General features: G+C 42.4%; 18 protein-coding genes and 1 riboswitch. Of the genes, 8 read left to right on the forward strand and 10 right to left on the reverse strand.

The window, feature by feature from the left end; translation table 11 throughout:
* Positions 1 to 112: 112 nt before the first annotated feature.
* Together IC612_RS01900 and IC612_RS01905 are read right to left on the reverse strand one after the other, a co-directional pair.
* Complete coding sequence (locus IC612_RS01900) at positions 113 to 790, reverse strand: beta-carotene 15,15'-monooxygenase (protein ID WP_194738486.1); 678 nt, start codon at positions 788 to 790, stop codon at positions 113 to 115.
* Positions 783 to 1,277, reverse strand: a complete 495-nt coding sequence (locus IC612_RS01905; RefSeq protein ID WP_194738487.1) for an RNA polymerase sigma factor — start codon at positions 1,275 to 1,277, stop codon at positions 783 to 785. Before IC612_RS01905 ends, IC612_RS01900 begins: the two co-directional genes overlap by 8 nt.
* A 158-nt stretch (positions 1,278 to 1,435) precedes the next feature.
* On the opposite strand from IC612_RS01905, the gene IC612_RS01910 reads away from it, so the two are divergent.
* Genes IC612_RS01910 through hemL form a run of 3 tightly spaced genes read left to right on the forward strand, consistent with a single transcriptional unit; the run spans position 1,436 to position 4,739 of the window.
* Entirely contained in the window at positions 1,436 to 2,353 is a 918-nt protein-coding gene (locus IC612_RS01910; RefSeq protein WP_228512826.1) for a 1-aminocyclopropane-1-carboxylate deaminase/D-cysteine desulfhydrase, read from the forward strand.
* Positions 2,354 to 2,366: 13 nt separating this feature from the next.
* A complete protein-coding gene (locus tag IC612_RS01915) occupies positions 2,367 to 3,416 on the forward strand; it encodes a glucosaminidase domain-containing protein (protein ID WP_194738488.1) in 1,050 nt (349 codons plus the stop codon).
* Between the two features lie 42 nt (positions 3,417 to 3,458).
* Positions 3,459 to 4,739 (forward strand): glutamate-1-semialdehyde 2,1-aminomutase, encoded by a 1,281-nt coding sequence (gene hemL, locus IC612_RS01920; protein WP_194738489.1) that lies wholly within the window; start codon positions 3,459 to 3,461, stop codon positions 4,737 to 4,739.
* Here the strand turns inward: hemL and IC612_RS01925 are convergent.
* Entirely contained in the window at positions 4,736 to 5,017 is a 282-nt protein-coding gene (locus IC612_RS01925; protein WP_194738490.1) for a DUF2752 domain-containing protein, read from the reverse strand. The genes hemL and IC612_RS01925 overlap by 4 nt on opposite strands.
* Positions 5,014 to 6,060 (reverse strand): NADPH dehydrogenase NamA, encoded by a 1,047-nt coding sequence (namA, locus tag IC612_RS01930; RefSeq protein WP_194738491.1) that lies wholly within the window; start codon positions 6,058 to 6,060, stop codon positions 5,014 to 5,016. The genes IC612_RS01925 and namA overlap by 4 nt, the downstream gene beginning before the upstream one ends.
* 117 nt (positions 6,061 to 6,177) lie before the next feature.
* Here namA and IC612_RS01935 point away from each other — a divergent pair, with 117 nt between their 5' ends.
* Complete coding sequence (locus IC612_RS01935) at positions 6,178 to 6,660, forward strand: cytidine deaminase (RefSeq protein WP_194738647.1); 483 nt, start codon at positions 6,178 to 6,180, stop codon at positions 6,658 to 6,660.
* Positions 6,661 to 6,677: 17 nt separating this feature from the next.
* Positions 6,678 to 6,852, forward strand: a riboswitch (cobalamin riboswitch).
* 98 nt (positions 6,853 to 6,950) lie between these two features.
* Positions 6,951 to 8,858 carry a TonB-dependent receptor plug domain-containing protein gene (locus IC612_RS01940; protein WP_194738492.1) on the forward strand — a complete coding sequence of 636 codons (1,908 nt, stop codon included), beginning with the start codon at positions 6,951 to 6,953 and terminating at the stop codon, positions 8,856 to 8,858.
* A 4-nt stretch (positions 8,859 to 8,862) separates the two neighbouring features.
* Here IC612_RS01940 and IC612_RS01945 read toward each other — a convergent pair whose 3' ends face one another.
* Genes IC612_RS01945 through gldC form a run of 5 tightly spaced genes read right to left on the reverse strand, consistent with a single transcriptional unit; the run spans position 8,863 to position 12,813 of the window.
* Complete coding sequence (locus IC612_RS01945) at positions 8,863 to 10,290, reverse strand: CCA tRNA nucleotidyltransferase (RefSeq protein ID WP_194738493.1); 1,428 nt, start codon at positions 10,288 to 10,290, stop codon at positions 8,863 to 8,865.
* A 34-nt stretch (positions 10,291 to 10,324) separates the two neighbouring features.
* On the reverse strand, positions 10,325 to 10,873 hold the full coding sequence (locus IC612_RS01950; protein WP_317173977.1) for an L-threonylcarbamoyladenylate synthase: 549 nt from the start codon (positions 10,871 to 10,873) through the stop codon (positions 10,325 to 10,327).
* A gap of 8 nt (positions 10,874 to 10,881) precedes the next feature.
* Positions 10,882 to 11,328: a GNAT family N-acetyltransferase gene (locus IC612_RS01955; RefSeq protein ID WP_194738495.1), complete on the reverse strand. Its 447-nt coding sequence runs from the start codon at positions 11,326 to 11,328 to the stop codon at positions 10,882 to 10,884.
* A gap of 7 nt (positions 11,329 to 11,335) precedes the next feature.
* Positions 11,336 to 12,481 carry a cystathionine gamma-synthase gene (locus IC612_RS01960; RefSeq protein ID WP_228512827.1) on the reverse strand — a complete coding sequence of 382 codons (1,146 nt, stop codon included), beginning with the start codon at positions 12,479 to 12,481 and terminating at the stop codon, positions 11,336 to 11,338.
* A gap of 5 nt (positions 12,482 to 12,486) precedes the next feature.
* Positions 12,487 to 12,813: a gliding motility protein GldC gene (gldC, locus tag IC612_RS01965; RefSeq protein ID WP_194738497.1), complete on the reverse strand. Its 327-nt coding sequence runs from the start codon at positions 12,811 to 12,813 to the stop codon at positions 12,487 to 12,489.
* A 174-nt stretch (positions 12,814 to 12,987) separates the two neighbouring features.
* Here gldC and nadE point away from each other — a divergent pair, with 174 nt between their 5' ends.
* Genes nadE through IC612_RS01980 form a run of 3 tightly spaced genes read left to right on the forward strand, consistent with a single transcriptional unit; the run spans position 12,988 to position 14,535 of the window.
* Positions 12,988 to 13,770 (forward strand): NAD(+) synthase, encoded by a 783-nt coding sequence (nadE, locus tag IC612_RS01970; RefSeq protein ID WP_194738498.1) that lies wholly within the window; start codon positions 12,988 to 12,990, stop codon positions 13,768 to 13,770.
* A 10-nt stretch (positions 13,771 to 13,780) separates the two neighbouring features.
* Complete coding sequence (locus tag IC612_RS01975; protein WP_194738499.1) at positions 13,781 to 14,257, forward strand: ribonuclease domain-containing protein; 477 nt, start codon at positions 13,781 to 13,783, stop codon at positions 14,255 to 14,257.
* A complete protein-coding gene (locus IC612_RS01980) occupies positions 14,254 to 14,535 on the forward strand; it encodes a barstar family protein (protein ID WP_194738500.1) in 282 nt (93 codons plus the stop codon). Before IC612_RS01975 ends, IC612_RS01980 begins: the two co-directional genes overlap by 4 nt.
* An 81-nt stretch (positions 14,536 to 14,616) precedes the next feature.
* Here IC612_RS01980 and IC612_RS01985 read toward each other — a convergent pair whose 3' ends face one another.
* Positions 14,617 to 15,783, reverse strand: coding sequence for a hypothetical protein (locus IC612_RS01985; protein ID WP_194738501.1), 1,167 nt, complete (start codon positions 15,781 to 15,783; stop codon positions 14,617 to 14,619).
* Positions 15,784 to 15,802: the final 19 nt, after the last annotated feature.

The following is a 15,802-nucleotide window of genomic DNA, read 5'->3' on the forward strand; positions in this document are numbered from 1 at the left end:
GTTTCTCTCTATAGTTGAAAGAGTACTAAAATGAACATGCTCAATAACGCCTAAATTTTTTCGAAAGAGGTTATTAATGGTATAGTATAAAGCTTCAAGATAAGTTATCGAGTTAAATATCTTTTTGCTGTTCTATTTTTTTTAGCTGTTCTAGATTCTTGCCTAGTCGGTGCATAATTATGCCATAGACAACACGGTAGTAGAGCCATATTAAACCGATTCCTATTGCGGTAGCGATCGCTAGCCCGACGATAAACCCTGCGAGAGTCTCCCCATCGAAAGCAATATTCTGCTTTGAAAAGATATAGAAGATAAACCAGCAAAGGACCGAAATGTACACTAGTAGCAAAGCGATATTAGTCAGTATAAATAGATTTACGACTTTTCGGAATTTAAGAATTTGTGTAATAAATGATTTTAAGCTCTGCTGTACTTTAATTTTACAGTAATTCACATAGAACAAAATAACGAAAATGCCTGTCATGAGAAGACTGAAAATCTTCATTCCAAATAGCAGGTGGGCGAAATCCGCTTGAAGTTCTACTGTATTCTCTACACCCATTCTTTGCAAAATATGGAGCAAGCTACTCTGGGAACTATCCTGGAAAATGTAGTAAATGTTTAGCAGAAGAAAAATTAGAAACTCCAGGGCACTGATCCAAAAAATGTACTTCACATAATTACGTGATTTATGATTGAGCATTTTTTGAATGTCCGTATCCTGGTAAATGGTGGGAACATCTTGTTCCTTCCATTTTTGTTTTATAGAGTCCAGATCAAAATTATCCATGCGTTTCCATCAATTCTTTTAAGGTCTTTTTGAGTCGATTCATTTTGACCCTGGCGTTAACTTCTGAGATGCCCAGGGTCTCAGCTATTTCCCTGTAAGGCTGGTCGTCTAGGTACATAAGTACTATGGCGCGTTCTACCTTAGGAAGCAACTTAATTACACGATATAGCAGCGCAATCTGATCTTGTTTTTCCTCCTCATGCTCGTAATGTATTTGGTTCTGCACATCGTGCAACTCACTGGTCTGGGGAGATTTGGTTTTTTTTCGAAATAATGTGATGGCTGTATTTAATGCAACTCGGTACATCCAGGTCGATATTTTACTTTGTCCTCTAAACGAGTCGTAACTGCGCCAGAGTTGTAACACGATTTCTTGGAAAAGATCCTGCTCGTCTTCAAGCGAGTTGGTATAGAGTCTGGAGACTTTGATGATAAGGCCTTGGTTATCTTGAATTAATTTCGAAAAGATGGCCTGTTTTTCTTTCACTGCTGTGTGTATTCTGGGCGCTAAGATATAAAATCTATTTGGAGTCTTTATGGAGTGTGTGCCTAAGTCTAGTGCATTGGAATTTGGTGTTTACAAAATAAGTACCTTTGAGGCTTAAAAAAACGGTTTCTCTCGTGCTACCACTGCCTAATATTTCAATGCCAATAGAATCGCTCTCATTTGGAGAAGAGCATAGAATAACGGTGCATATGAAGCGCGAGGATCTTATTGATACTCATATTTCAGGAAATAAGTACTGGAAACTATACCATAATATCAATGAGTATCTGAAGTCTGATCCAAAAAGCCCTCTTATAATAACTTTTGGGGGTGCTTATTCCAATCATATTGCAGCAGTGGCAGCATTGGGGAAATTACTCTCACTTCCGACTTTGGGCATTATAAGAGGAGAGGAGTTGTCCGATGCGAGAATTACTTCCCCCACTTTACTACGGGCTGCTTCGCAGGGTATGGATCTAGTTTTCACGAGTCGTGATAGATATAGATTTAAAGAGGAACTTGAGGCGTACTACACCAGTGAATTTCCACATGCACTGGTAGTGCCCGAAGGAGGAACTAACTCCTCAGCGGTAAAGGGGATAGCAAATATGCTCGATGTACGTACCACGCAGTATGATGTTCTTTGCGTACCTGTGGGTACAGGAGGAACATTGGCTGGTATAACCCGATACAAACAATCCTACCAAAAAGCAATTGGAATGTCTGTAGTAAAGGACCTCACTTTAAAACAACGCATTTATACCTTGGCTAATTCATCTGATTTCAATTTAGTGGATGCCTCGCAAGGAAGGTACGGTAAAGTAAGCGATGCGCTAATTGCGTATTGCAACTCTTTTTACGATGCATTTAAGATTCCCCTTGATCCAGTGTATACAGGAAAAATGATGTTTCATTTGCAAGAAATGATTGGTGCAGGTTACTTTGCTCCAGGAACCAAAGTTTTAGTTTTTCATACTGGTGGATTGCAGGGTATTTCCGGGATCAATCAAACTTTGAGAATTAAGAAAAAAAATCTTCTTAATTTTGAGGACAAAATAGAAGGCTTCGGCTTATAAACATTGTAAAGATATGAGGCATTATGTTTTTTTGTTTTTATTTCTGTTTGCTCTTTCCGCCCAAGGTCAGGGTTGGAAAACAGATGAACAATATATTCAGAAATTCGCACAGTTTGCGGTAGAGGAAATGGAAAAATACCAGATTCCCGCTTCCATAACTTTAGCACAAGGGTTACTTGAGACGGGTGGAGGTCAAAGTCGACTTGCCATTGAGGGCAACAATCATTTTGGAATAAAATGCAAAGAAGAGTGGACGGGAAAGACCATGTCTCATACTGATGATGCTCCCAATGAGTGTTTTAGAGTCTATAATGATCCAAGAGAATCCTACGAGGACCATTCAAAATTCTTACGATTCAGAAAGTACTACCAAGATCTTTTTAAACTAGATCCTACAGATTACAAAGCATGGGCACACGGTTTAAAAAAGGCAGGTTATGCAACCAATCCAAGATATGCGTATATCCTGATCGACCGAATCGAAAAACACCGCCTTTACGAGTTTGACCGAACAGACTCTAATAAAGTCCTCTTTACGCTTCTTAAGATGTACCCTGCCCTTAGTAGCGACCAAGTTTTTATGGCTAAAGTAGATCAAAACCGTCAAAAAACAGAACCGGTTACAGTATCGGTGCCCTACCAACAGGTTAGCTATGCTAAACAGATGGAAAACGTAGACAGGATTAAATCCAGGGAAGAATTATTAACTACAATTCTAATAAAGAGCCATCCTAATGGTGGTAAGAAGTATATAATTGTTCCTGCGGATACGGACCTGGACTTTATAGCAACCAAGTTTGGAGTTAGCGTGCGCTTACTCAAAAAATGGAACGACTTAGATAATACCTCTGTTTCCAAAAATGATCTTGTTTTCTTGGAGTCCAAATCCTCCAGTGCCAAAGCAAATACCTATAAAACAAGAGCAGGAGAAAGTATGCATGACATTTCCCAGAAACTGGGTATAAAGCTATCCACACTGTATTCAAAAAACAGAATGCGTCAGGGAGAGCAACCAACTCCCGGGCAGGTGTTGTACCTTCAGCAGAAGCGGCCAAGAGGATAAACTCTTCTATGTTATTACTCTCACAAAATTAAGCACATACATATGCAATATAAAAGAAGTTCAGAACTATTTCTGGAGGCTAGCCAATTTATTCCAGGGGGAGTAAATTCACCAGTCCGCGCATTTAAATCCGTTGGAGGCACTCCATTATTTATGAAACGGGCAGAAGGTCCCTACATTTGGGATGAAGACGGTACTAAATATGTTGATTATATCAATTCCTGGGGGCCAGCCATTCTTGGCCATACAGACCCCATTGTACTTGATGCTATAAAACAACAGGCCGATAGTGGTTTTTCCTTCGGTACTCCTACGGAATTGGAAACAACGATTGCAAAGCTCATCGTGGAAAATGTTTGTAATGTCGATCAGATTCGCATGGTATCCTCAGGAACGGAAGCATGCATGAGCGCAGTACGGCTAGCACGAGGGTATACAGGTAGAGATAAAATTATAAAATTTGAAGGATGTTACCACGGTCATTCGGATTCGTTTTTAATCAAGGCGGGTAGCGGGGCAGCCACATTTGGTAATCCCAATTCCCCCGGCGTGACAAAGGGAACTGCTCAGGATACATTGCTTTCGCAGTACAACGACATAGATCAGGTTCGCAGTCTCTTTGTGGAATATCCGGAGCAGATTGCGGCTGTTATAATTGAACCCGTAGCGGGTAATATGGGGTGCGTTTTGCCGCAGAATGATTTTTTAAAGCAGCTACGTTCTCTTTGTGATGAGCATGGGACGCTACTAATTTTTGATGAGGTAATGACAGGGTTCCGTCTGGATTTTTCTGGTGCTCAGAAGGTATATGAAGTGGCAGCTGATTTGGTTACCTATGGAAAAGTAATTGGTGGAGGTCTGCCAGTGGGCGCCTTTGCTGGGAGAGCCCCTATAATGGACGCTCTTGCCCCTAAGGGTGCGGTGTACCAAGCAGGTACACTAAGTGGAAATCCCTTGGCTATGCGGGCTGGGTTGACCACGCTCCAGCTGATATTGAGCGACCCTCTTTTTTATTCTGCTTTGGCGCGTACGACCCAAGTACTGGATGAAACGGTAAGTTCCCTACTAAATGAAAAAGGGATCCAACATACTGTAAATAGACAGGGATCAATGATGTCTGTGTTTTTTGGAGTGGATCAAGTGGAAAATTTCTATCAGGCAACACTTGCTAACCACCAAATGTTCAATAAATTCTTCCATCATTTACTTTCCAAGGGAATTTATCTGCCTCCGAGCGGATACGAAACCTGGTTTATTTCAAGGGCTATTGGTGAAGAAGAACTTGATAAGACTTATAATGCGGTTCGCTCATTTGAGCCTTAGGCCGTACCTAAATAGTAATTAGTAAACACTAGTAGAACGGATACTGTAAGCAGAGCCCATTGTATTTTTGCCAAAGAGGGAACGGTCACAATTTTTGATAGAACGAACGTAAGTAGTAGCGCACTAAGGGGGAATATTGCAGGATAAAGGTGCCAGGCTTCAGCGAAATTGCCTTCTAGCAGCTCCAGTGCAGCCCGTTGCGCGCCGCATCCCAGGCAGTGAATTCCCAGATACTTTTGGTAAGGGCAGCTTAGGAAGATATCTTCGATAAAACTCATGGCCGAGCGCGTTCGTATTGCGAAGGGATGAAACATTCTGCACCGGATTCAAATGCTCCTTGGAGTGGCAGATAAGGATTGCGGAGTAGTTCCCTTCCCACGAAGATTAAATCGGCTTGATTGTTTTCAAGTATAAGTTCCGCCTGCCGGGCCGTTGTAATCAGACCAACTGCCCCTGTTTTAATGTTTGCGCTTTGCCGGATTGCGTGCGCGAAAGGCACTTGGTATCCGTCCTGCACGGGAATCGATACTCCATGGATGTTCCCTCCACTGGATACGTCAATAAGATCTACTCCCATCTCTTTTAGTTGTGTCGCTAATGCGATACTGTGTTCTATATTCCAACCATTTTCGGCATATTCGTCGGCCGAAATCCTAACAAATAACGCATGATGCTCTGTAATTTCTTCCTTAACTGCCTGAACAATGTCATAAAGAAGCCGTGCACGGTTTTCGAAACTTCCGCCATATTCATCGGTGCGGAGATTAGAAAGCGGAGAGAGGAACTGATGAATAAGATAGCCATGGGCTGCATGGATCTCGATTACATCGAAGCCAGCCTCCACTGCACGCCGGGCAGCGGACCGGAATAGATGTACTATAGTTTTGATTTCTTCTGTGGTAAGTGCTCTGGGAGATAGTTCTCCATCTTTGTAGGCGATGGCAGAGGGTGCAACCGTTTGCCAGCCCTGTTCAGAGGGAAGCTGAACACCATTCCATGTGGAAGCTTTGCGCCCCGCATGAGCTAGCTGTATGCCTACTTTTGCTGCGGTCTTGGTGTGAATGAACTGTGTTATCTTTTCAAAAGCATCCTGGTGCTTATCATTCCAGAGTCCCAAACATTTGTGTGTTATGCGGCCAATTGGTTCCACCGCTGTTGCCTCAACCATTACAAGACCTACACCTCCTATTGCACGCGAATTGTAATGTACAAAATGGAAATCATTCGCAACACCATCCTGTGCACTATACATGCACATAGGAGAAAGAACCCAACGGTTGGGTAGTTCAAGATTACGAAAATGCAAAGAGGAGTATAACATAATATATTTTTTGATGGTGTTAAATTTAGAGAATTTATTTGTTTGCAGTTCTGCTCCCAGCTACCTTAATGCACGGAAATGATAAAAATAAATTACCTTTATGCTCGATTTAATATCATGAACAAACAGATAGTTATCCCATACCGTTATTTCTCCAGTTCGGCAGAGTTAGATGATATAGAAAAAGAATTGTTTCAAAAGGCCAGTGCAGCTCGTGACAAGGCATATGCTCCTTATTCGGATTTTAATGTTGGCTGTGCAATACTTCTTGATAATGGAAAGATTATAACGGGAAGTAATCAGGAAAATGCCGCATTCCCTTCTGGATTATGTGCTGAAAGAGCTACAATATTTTGGACTGCAGCAAACTATCCTGATGTCCGAATTAATAAAATTTTTGTGGTCGGCGGCCCAAACGCAAGTACTGAGTCCACTACGGCTATTCCTCCATGCGGGGCATGTCGCCAGAGTATATTAGAGTACGAAAGCAGGCAGGAACACGAAATTGAAATCTACTTTGGAGCTGTAGAGGGTGAGATATTTATGACCAAATCGGTCAGTGCTCTGTTGCCGTTCTCCTTTGATTCGACTTTTCTGTAGGCCACTTGCCTGCGCGCTAATATAAGTGTATCTTCGCAACGCTTTCAGAAAAGGGAATGGTGTGCAATTCACCAACTGTCCCCGCAACTGTAAATCACTTTAAAGATTCCAGTAAATACGCCATTTTCCCGTTGGGAAGAGAAGGTGCTGGAATGTGAAAGTCAGGAGACCTTGCTGAAAGTATTCTTTTATTAATGCTTTCGGAGGAAAAGCCTGACTTACAGAACAACCGTTCTTATTTTAGACTTTATTTTTCCGATAAGTGCCCTTTAACTTAAACTGTTTTTATTATGAAAAGAAAACTGATTTTTGTTGGAGCGCTGCTTGTCGTAAGTTCGTCAACAATCGCCCAACAGCAAGAACCTACAGAAATTCCTACAGTGGAAATTTCAGGAAAATTCTCAACACTTTTTTACCGTGGTGGACCCAATGTCACCTTAATTACTAAGGAAAAACTTTCTAACTATCAAGGTCAACAATTAACGCAGGTGCTTCATAGTATAGCGGGCTTTCACATTACAGGCGCCGACTCGAATAATCCTGAGCCTAAGATAGCAAGAGTTCGTGGTGGGAAATTAGCCAACGTTCTCATCCTCATTGACGGAGTGCCGATGCGTGATGTCACCGGTAATGATTACAATGCAATGGATCTGCGTCTTGTGTCTCTTGATATTATCGAAAGTATAGAGATTGTAAATGGAGCCAATTCTGTATTGTATGGATCTAATGCGGCTTCTACTGTAATAAATATCACTACTAAAAGCGGATCACAATCTAAGCTCGCTGGAGAATTAGGCTTGCATGCAGGTTCCTTTGGTACTTTTGGCCAAAAGGCTGCAGTGCAGGGTAAGAGTGGCGCGTGGAATTATTCCCTACGTGGCAGCAATGAGCTTTCGGAAGGTATTTCGTCTGCGGAAGGTGAAGGCTTTGAAAAAGACGGATTTTGGAGGCAAAACTTTGTGGTCCACGGTGGGTATTCCAAAGGAAATGTACAGTTAAGTGTTAATTCCGGTGTTACAACCCATGCATTTGATTTCGACCAAGGCGCCTTCGCCGACGGTAAGGATCGAGGGGAAGATCTGCAGTATTACGCCGGAGTACAAGGAACCCTTCGGTACGGTAAAGGAACGTTAAGGTTAAATGGAAGGTTTAGTGAAAATCAGCGTAAAATTAAGCAGTATACTTCCTCGGAATATCAACTCCAAAACGAATACCAAGGGAGAGTAGGATATTTCGAATTGGTGAATCGATGGAATATCTCGGATTTTGTAACACTATTGAGTGGAGCGGAACTCGAGAAACAAAGTATGGGATCCCGCAGTGTGCCCTGGGGCGAAAATATCTTAAAAGAGGAGCTTGCACTTAAGGATACCCAGTTGTCCCACATGGATTTATTTACGCAGGTAAATCTTCACAAGGGTTCAATGCATCTTGATGTAGGAGGGCGGGCCCTAAAGCATTCCCGATTCGGTACACATGGTGTATACTCTATTAATCCGTACATACTCAAGGAAGGTAAGTATTACTACGCTAAGATAGGCTATTCGATAGCATCGGCTTTTATAGCCCCAACGCTGTACCAAACCTATGGAACTTTACCTTACACTAGACCCAATCCAGACTTACAGCCCGAGACCAATATTTCACAACAGATAAATCTGGCTTACGGAGCCACAGACGGAACTTTCTTGTTCCAAGGAAGTCTTTTTAGAAGGGAGGAAAAGAATGTGTTCACTTATAGAACATTAGAAGACTATACAGGTAGATTTGAAAATGTCGAGCAAAACAAAGTAGAAGGTGTTGAAATTGGAATGGAAGGCAAATTCGCCACTTGGCTCGCTGCACAATCCAATTATACCTTTATACAAAAACAGAAGGAGCAAACGATGCTTCGCCAGCCTAAACATAGAGTGAATAATTCCGTGATGGTATATCCGTTCCATGGAAGTGTACTACGCCTCTCCCATCAGTATGTATCCAAAAGAAGAGACAGTTATTGGGACTCCTCCCTATTTAAAGTAGTGGATACCAATGTGAAAGGCTATAATTTAATCCATCTACATGCAGGGATAGAGTACAAGAAGGCCTTTCAAGTATATATTGATGTATTCAATCTTTTAAATCAAAATTATACGGATGTAGTAGGGTATTCGCACCGACCACGATCCATTACGGTCGGTACTACCTATAACTTCTAATCAGCTAATGCTGTGGGGAGAGTCCTAAATCCTGTGCGAGTTTCATTAACAGACCAAGCGCTTCCTCACGGCTGTTGCCAATAGTACCTTCCAATATAGACTCTTTAATCTTCTCCTTTAGGATACCTACTTCGCGACCGGGAGAAAGATTGAAGAGTCTCATTATTTCCTCCCCACTGACAGGGGGCTGAAAGTTTCGCAGATGGTCTTTTTGTTCCACCAGGCGGATTTTTTCGGCTACATAGTCAAAGTTCTTCTTAAAATGCTTTTGCTTCTTTGCGTTTTTAGTGGTAATATCTGCTTTACAAAGGGTGAAAAGATCTTCCAGGTCCTCACCGGCATCGAAAAGCATTCTTCGTAGGGCACTGTCTGAGGTGTCGTCCGTAACTAGTGCGATGGGACGCGAGGAAAGTCGTACCATCTTTTGCACATATTTAAGATCATTGCCAAGAGGGAGTTTAAGACGCTGGAAGATAGTTTTTACCATCTTTGATCCTAAGTATTCGTGTCCATGAAATGTCCATCCCGTTCCTTCTACAAATTTTTTTGTAGGTGCCTTACCTACATCATGCAGTAATGCAGACCACCGCAACCATAAGTTAGAGGTCTGAACTGAAATGTTATCCAAAACTTCCAGAGTATGGTAAAAATTATCTTTGTGCGTTAGTCCTTCCACTTCTTCCACTCCCTTTAAAGCAGTAAGCTCTGGAAGTATTAAATCCAGTAGCTTACATGTATCCAGTAGTTTCAGACCTCGGGAAGGTTTGTCACTTTGCATAATTTTATTAAACTCGGTCATTATCCTCTCCTTAGAAACAATGGTGAGACGATTGGATTCTTGTTTTATAGATTCCACTGCTTTAGGATCCAGTGTAAAGTCTAACGTGCAAGCGAAGCGAACAGCACGCATCATTCGCAAAGGATCGTCTGTAAATGTTTGTAGAGGGTTAGAGGGCGTACGGATTAATTTATTTTGCAGGTCGTCCATTCCCGCAAAGGGATCGATTAAATCCCCAAATGTTTCTGTATTGAGAGAAATAGCCATAGCGTTTATGGTGAAGTCTCGCCGAAGTTGATCGTCCTCAAGAGTGCCCACCTGTACTTGAGGGTTGCGGCTAGTTTTTGTATAGCTTTCCTTCCTAGCTCCGACAAATTCAAGATCCAGATTTTGGTACCGAAACATGGCGGTCCCATAAGTTTTGAAGACAGAAACTTTGTGGGCGCTTCCAAGCAGCTCCAAAGCAGCTGATTCTGCAAGAGAAATTCCCGAACTCTCGGTCACAAAGTCAATATCAGTAGGGGTTACTCTCTCTAGCAGCAGATCCCTAACATATCCTCCTACGACATATAAGGAAACACCCTTGTCCTGAGCCACTTTAGAAAGTGTTTTGAAAAGTTTAAAATTCTTGTTTTGAACAAGATTAATATGCATAAGATATATTTTATGATGCAGTAGGTTGTACAAATTACTCGCGCAGAACTTTTATGCGGTTGTCATTCCAAATTTTTAGTACAGACGATCCGGTATAAACCGCCTGCTCCTCCATTCGGTAGGGGAAACTGTAGTCTACTTTAGAAATGATTTCAGTGTTAATATCGCTGAACCTAAGAGGACTTTTATCTCCACTTAGATTTGCAGAGGTAGATACCAAGGGTCGGTTTAATCTGCGGATGAGTTTTTCAATAACAGGTTCTTTGATGACGCGGATACCCACACTGCCATCGGTGGCTAAGAGCTGCCTTGGTAAATGTCTGGGGTGTTCGTATACTATAGTAACAGGTTTTTCTGAAAGATCCATAATGTCCCATGCTGCTGGTGGTACCTCAACAAGTTCCTGTAGTCTGCGGTCGTTTTCTACCAAAATGATCATCGATTTATTTGCATCGCGCTTCTTGATCTCAAAAATACGTTCGATTGCTCTAGAATTGGTGGCATCACAACCAATGCCCCAAATCGTATCGGTGGGGTAGAGAATTACGCCTCCTTGAAGCAGTATTTCCACTGTATGGTCGATGAGTTGTTCTATTGGGGTGTCCATTCGTAAAAATTAGCATGGTTATATAGTTCAAATCCCATTGCAGGATAGAGTCTGTTAGCTATTTCATTAGAGCGATCTGTTTCTAGTAGTATCCCACAGGCGCCTTCGTCCCTACAATATTGTTGTGCCTTCTCCAGGAGCAGCTTGGAATATCCTCGGCCTCTATAGTCTTTAGCAACATAGAGGTCGTTGAGGAGGAGGTATTTTGAGAGTCGTGTAGAAGAGAAAAGAGGGTACAATTGCGTGAAACCCCATAGTGTCTCCGTTTCGTACCCCACAAATATCTTTGAGTCCTTATGTTCTATACGTTGCTTTAAAAAAGCAATTGTTTTCTCAGAATCTTCTTTTTTTCCATAAAACGTACGGTAGTCTCCAAATAACCGCGTCAGCTGGGGCAAATCATCCAGTTCTGTAGTACGCACTTTTCCCATAGAATAGCTATTTTCCTAAGGCCTGCTCTAAATCGTTTTTCAGATCTTGGAGATCTTCAATTCCCACGCTGAGACGAACCAAATCGTCCGAAATACCTAGTTCTTGTCTTTTTTCCACTGGAATAGAAGCATGCGTCATTAACGCAGGATGATTGGCCAAAGATTCCACTCCTCCCAGACTTTCTGCAAGAGTAAAAACTTTTAGCTTTTCAAGAAATGCAATGGAGTCCGCTTTTTCTCCACTGGAAAAAGTGAAGGAAATCATTCCGCCCATTGCTTCCATTTGTCTAGTAGCAAGATCGTGTTGCGGATGGGATGTAAGCCCCGGATAATACACTTTTCCGACTTTCGGGTGCTGCTCCAGAAATTGTGCGAGAACAAGTGCGTTTTCGCTATGCCGCTGCATTCTAAGGGATAAGGTTTTAATACCTCTTAGCACTAAGTAGGAATCGTGAGGACCTAAAATGGCTCCACTTGCAAATTGAATGAAATGCAGTGCTTCCCCTAGTTCCTCAGTTCGGGCCACGAGCGCACCGGCAATCACATCTGAATGTCCACCCAAATATTTGGTTGCAGAATGCATTACTATGTCAGCTCCTAATTCTAAAGGACGTTGGATGAAAGGAGTGGCAAAGGTGTTGTCTACTGCTAGAAGAATCCCCTTGGGGCGACAAACTGCGGCCACAGCTTCTATATCCACCAGTTTCATTAATGGGTTGGTCGGAGTTTCAATCCATACAAGCTTGGTGTTTTCGCTTACTTCCTGGACCAAGGCATCTACGTTTTCGAACGATACGAATTTGAAGTTAATCTGGTATTTGGAGAAAAGTCTAGTAAAGAGACGGTATGTTCCCCCGTACAAGTCGTCCACAGCTATCACTTCGTCACCAGGAGAAAGTAATTTTAGTACGGCATCTACTGCGGCCAGGCCTGAACCAAAAGCAAGTCCTCTTGCTCCATTCTCAATACTAGCTAATGAATCTTCCAGGGCCTGTCGGGTAGGATTGGCTCCACGCGAATATTCGTACCCATTTTGTAGTTTTCCCGGTGTTTTCTGTGCGAAAGTGGAGGTTAGAAAAACCGGCACATTCACTGAGCCCGTATGGGGCTCGTGCTGTTGACCTCCGTGAATAACTTTAGTATTGAATTTCATTTGTATTACATTTTTATTGCGGATTTCTGCGCGAACTCTTCGGCCATTAGTTCCATCCATTCTGCTATGTCCTCTTCACCGGAGGCTCGGCTATAAGTATGGGCAAGTGAAATGAGATTTTGATGAATGAACATTTTCATCTGATCTACAGGCATATCCTTGGTCCATAGGTCAATTCTAAGTGCCTCAAAATTGCTGTCGTCCCAAACGGAAATCATAGTTGCTTTGGTAGGCTGATTTTCCACTCCTCCGTCTTGGGCATTCCAAGTAATTGCCTCAGGAACATGGTTTTCGTCTAATTCTACATCGATTGTTATGCGCGTCTTTTTCATTAGTGAATTTCAATATTGGTTTTCAGCACCTGATTTTTACCACTGTAGTGCAGTAAAAATAGTTTCTGCAGTTCAATCCCTATAAATTTTGTTATTTTTACGGGTGTTTTGGTAGCAAAAATACGTAAAATTAACTATTTCGAGTTTTCTCACTCATATTAAAACTTAGCGATCATGGAAAGTCAGAAAATTATAAAACATATTGTAGACTGGTTAAAAAAGTATGCGCAGCAAGCCAAAGTGGAAGGCTATGTCGTAGGAATTTCTGGTGGAGTCGATTCTGCTGTAGTATCCACTCTGTGCGCTATGACAGGATTAAAAATACTTCTGTTGGAACTTCCGATCCGTCAGAAAAAAGACCAAGTCAGTAGAGCCAAAGAGCATATCGACGACTTACAGTCCCGTTTTCCCAATGTGCAGGCACGGGAGGTGGATTTAACCCCTTCCTTTGAGATTTTAGAACATACCTTTGGAAAAGAGGGCTCAGGTCCCTTGGAACTTGCCTTTGCAAATTCCAGATCGCGCCTAAGAATGTTAACGCTATACCATTACGCGCAGGTTAATAAATTACTTGTATGTGGAACTGGTAACAAAGTGGAAGATTTTGGAATCGGTTTTTTTACAAAGTACGGCGATGGAGGGGTAGATGTTTCACCTATAGCGGATCTGTATAAGACTGAGGTATATTTGCTCGCAAAAGAGCTTAATCTGGTTGAGTCAGTTCAAAACGCGATACCTACCGATGGGCTATGGGATCAGGAGCGAACGGACGAACAGCAGATAGGAGCAAGCTATGAGGAATTGGAGGCCATTCAGAAAGAATGGGGGAAAAAAGAACGTTCTGAGTACAGCGGGCGGATGCTGGAGGTGTTTGATATTTTTAAGCGGATGAATTCTCTGGCTCAACATAAGATTAATCCTATTCCTGTGTGTGATATTCCTGAAAACTGGAGGTAAAAATATTTACATGAACCGAAAAAGAAGAAGTGCCCTGTGGTTTTTTATTGGAGCCATGCTAACTTTTCTAATTCTGACACTAATTCAGACTGGTGGGAGAGTCAACACAGAAGAGACGTCTTCTCAAACATATTCCGCCAGAGCTGTGGAAATAGATGAATTAACAGACCAGCATCGAGTGGCCAGTTATATTGTTACGCACGGCGTATTACCACCCTATTATTTAACTAAGGAACAAGCTAGAAGCCAGGGGTGGGATCCTTCCAAAGAAAATCTATGCGAGGTGCTACCGGGTCGTGCAATTGGCGGCGACCGGTTCTTTAACCGGGAACGCCTCTTACCCACAGGAATCAATTATTATGAAGCAGACATTGATTACCATTGTGGCAGGCGAAATGCCTCCAGACTGGTGTATTCAAAGCGTGGAGATGTCTATATCACTAAGGACCACTATAAGTCCTTTGAGAAACTAAAGCCTATAAAATGAAAGAAGTATTTATCGATTTTTCTTCCCTTGGAGATATGGAAGAGTTTTATGAAGAGCTGGCAAAGCGTCTTGACCTTCCGGAGTTTTTTGGAAATAATCTGGATGCACTTAGTGATTTTATATCTGGGTTTGCCTCCTTGCCTCTGCATGTGGAGTTTGTGAATCTCTCAGTGGAGCAACTGGAAGTTTTTGAAGATTTGATAAACACTTTGGAGGAGTTAGAAGATTCATTGGAGGAATTTACTTTTAGCTATTATCTGGAACAGTACGAAGAATAAATCGCACCTATAACAAAAAATCAGAGCCGCCCTGCACAAGTGCAGAAGCGGCTCTACCATATGAATTATAATAGTATGGTGTTAGATTCCAGCCCAGCCGGCAGCCCAAGATGGAGTGGCGGTTCCATTTCCTGCACCATTAGCTGTAGCATTTACTGTGTAAGTATTTGCTTTTACAGTAACTGAGGATCCATCGGATGCTTTTGCAGATGCTTCTTTTGTAATATTGTCAAACTTGACATTGGTGATTTTATTGCCTCCATTAAAGTAGGTCACAGTAGCGTCATGCTCAAAATTAAATCCTGTTGCCCAGCCCGAAAGGACAATATTATCCAGCGTGCCATGGGTTCCAACTCTCAATTTTATTCCGTCGGTTTCCCCACCGGTGTTGGCTCCGATGAATGTGGCGTTCTTGATAGTAGGATTGGAACGAGGATTGGCGTCGTTGTTGTTGGAATTGTTGTCGGCTTCTATCCCTCTGTTTCCAATACCGTTTGCTCTTCTTTTTGTATAGACGTTAGTAGCGGTTCCATTCCAACCTTCAGTCCAGTCAAAGGCGTCATCTTCATTGCCCACAGAGATAATATTGGATACATTTACAGTACCTCCGAAAAATTCTATACCGTCGTCTGAACCGTTTATCATAGATACGTTGTCAATCTTTGTTGCGTTACCTACTCCAAATAAGGAAAGACCATTAAACTCTTTGTCTGCTGTGAAAATTGCTCCTGCATTTTCAATTCGAACATAGGTTAGGGATCCTGAATTATCCGCCGGATTAGTTCCTCCATACTGCGCTCCTCCAACCTCAGCTGTGGCTGGTATACTTTTGTTGATAGGTGCACGGCCACAAAGAACTAGACCTCCCCATGCTCCTGGAGTTGCGTTAGCGGAACTGAAAACTACAGGATTGGTAGCAGTACCGTTTGCGAAAATCTGCCCGCCTTGCTCCACAGTAATGTATGCGGAGGTTCCTCCTGTAGCATTAATACGGGTTCCTGCAGGTATGATAAGTTTTCCACCGTCCTTAACAGCTACAGCTCCGGTTAGAGTATATACTTTTGTGGCATCAAGGGTAACGGTTTCTCCCGCACGCACCTCTCCTTTAAAGTCTGCAGGATTTGTGGCAATTCCCACTGGGGTTGGGGCTGGTATCGGATCCTCGTCGTCACTACTGCACGACTGCACAGCGAAAACTGCAGTTAATACTGTTGCCAGGCTCCAAAGTCTCATTTGATTTTTTCTCATAACTTTTTTATTAATGATT

The organism is Planobacterium oryzisoli (genome assembly GCF_015354315.1).
Lineage (GTDB): Bacteria > Bacteroidota > Bacteroidia > Flavobacteriales > Weeksellaceae > Planobacterium_A > Planobacterium_A oryzisoli.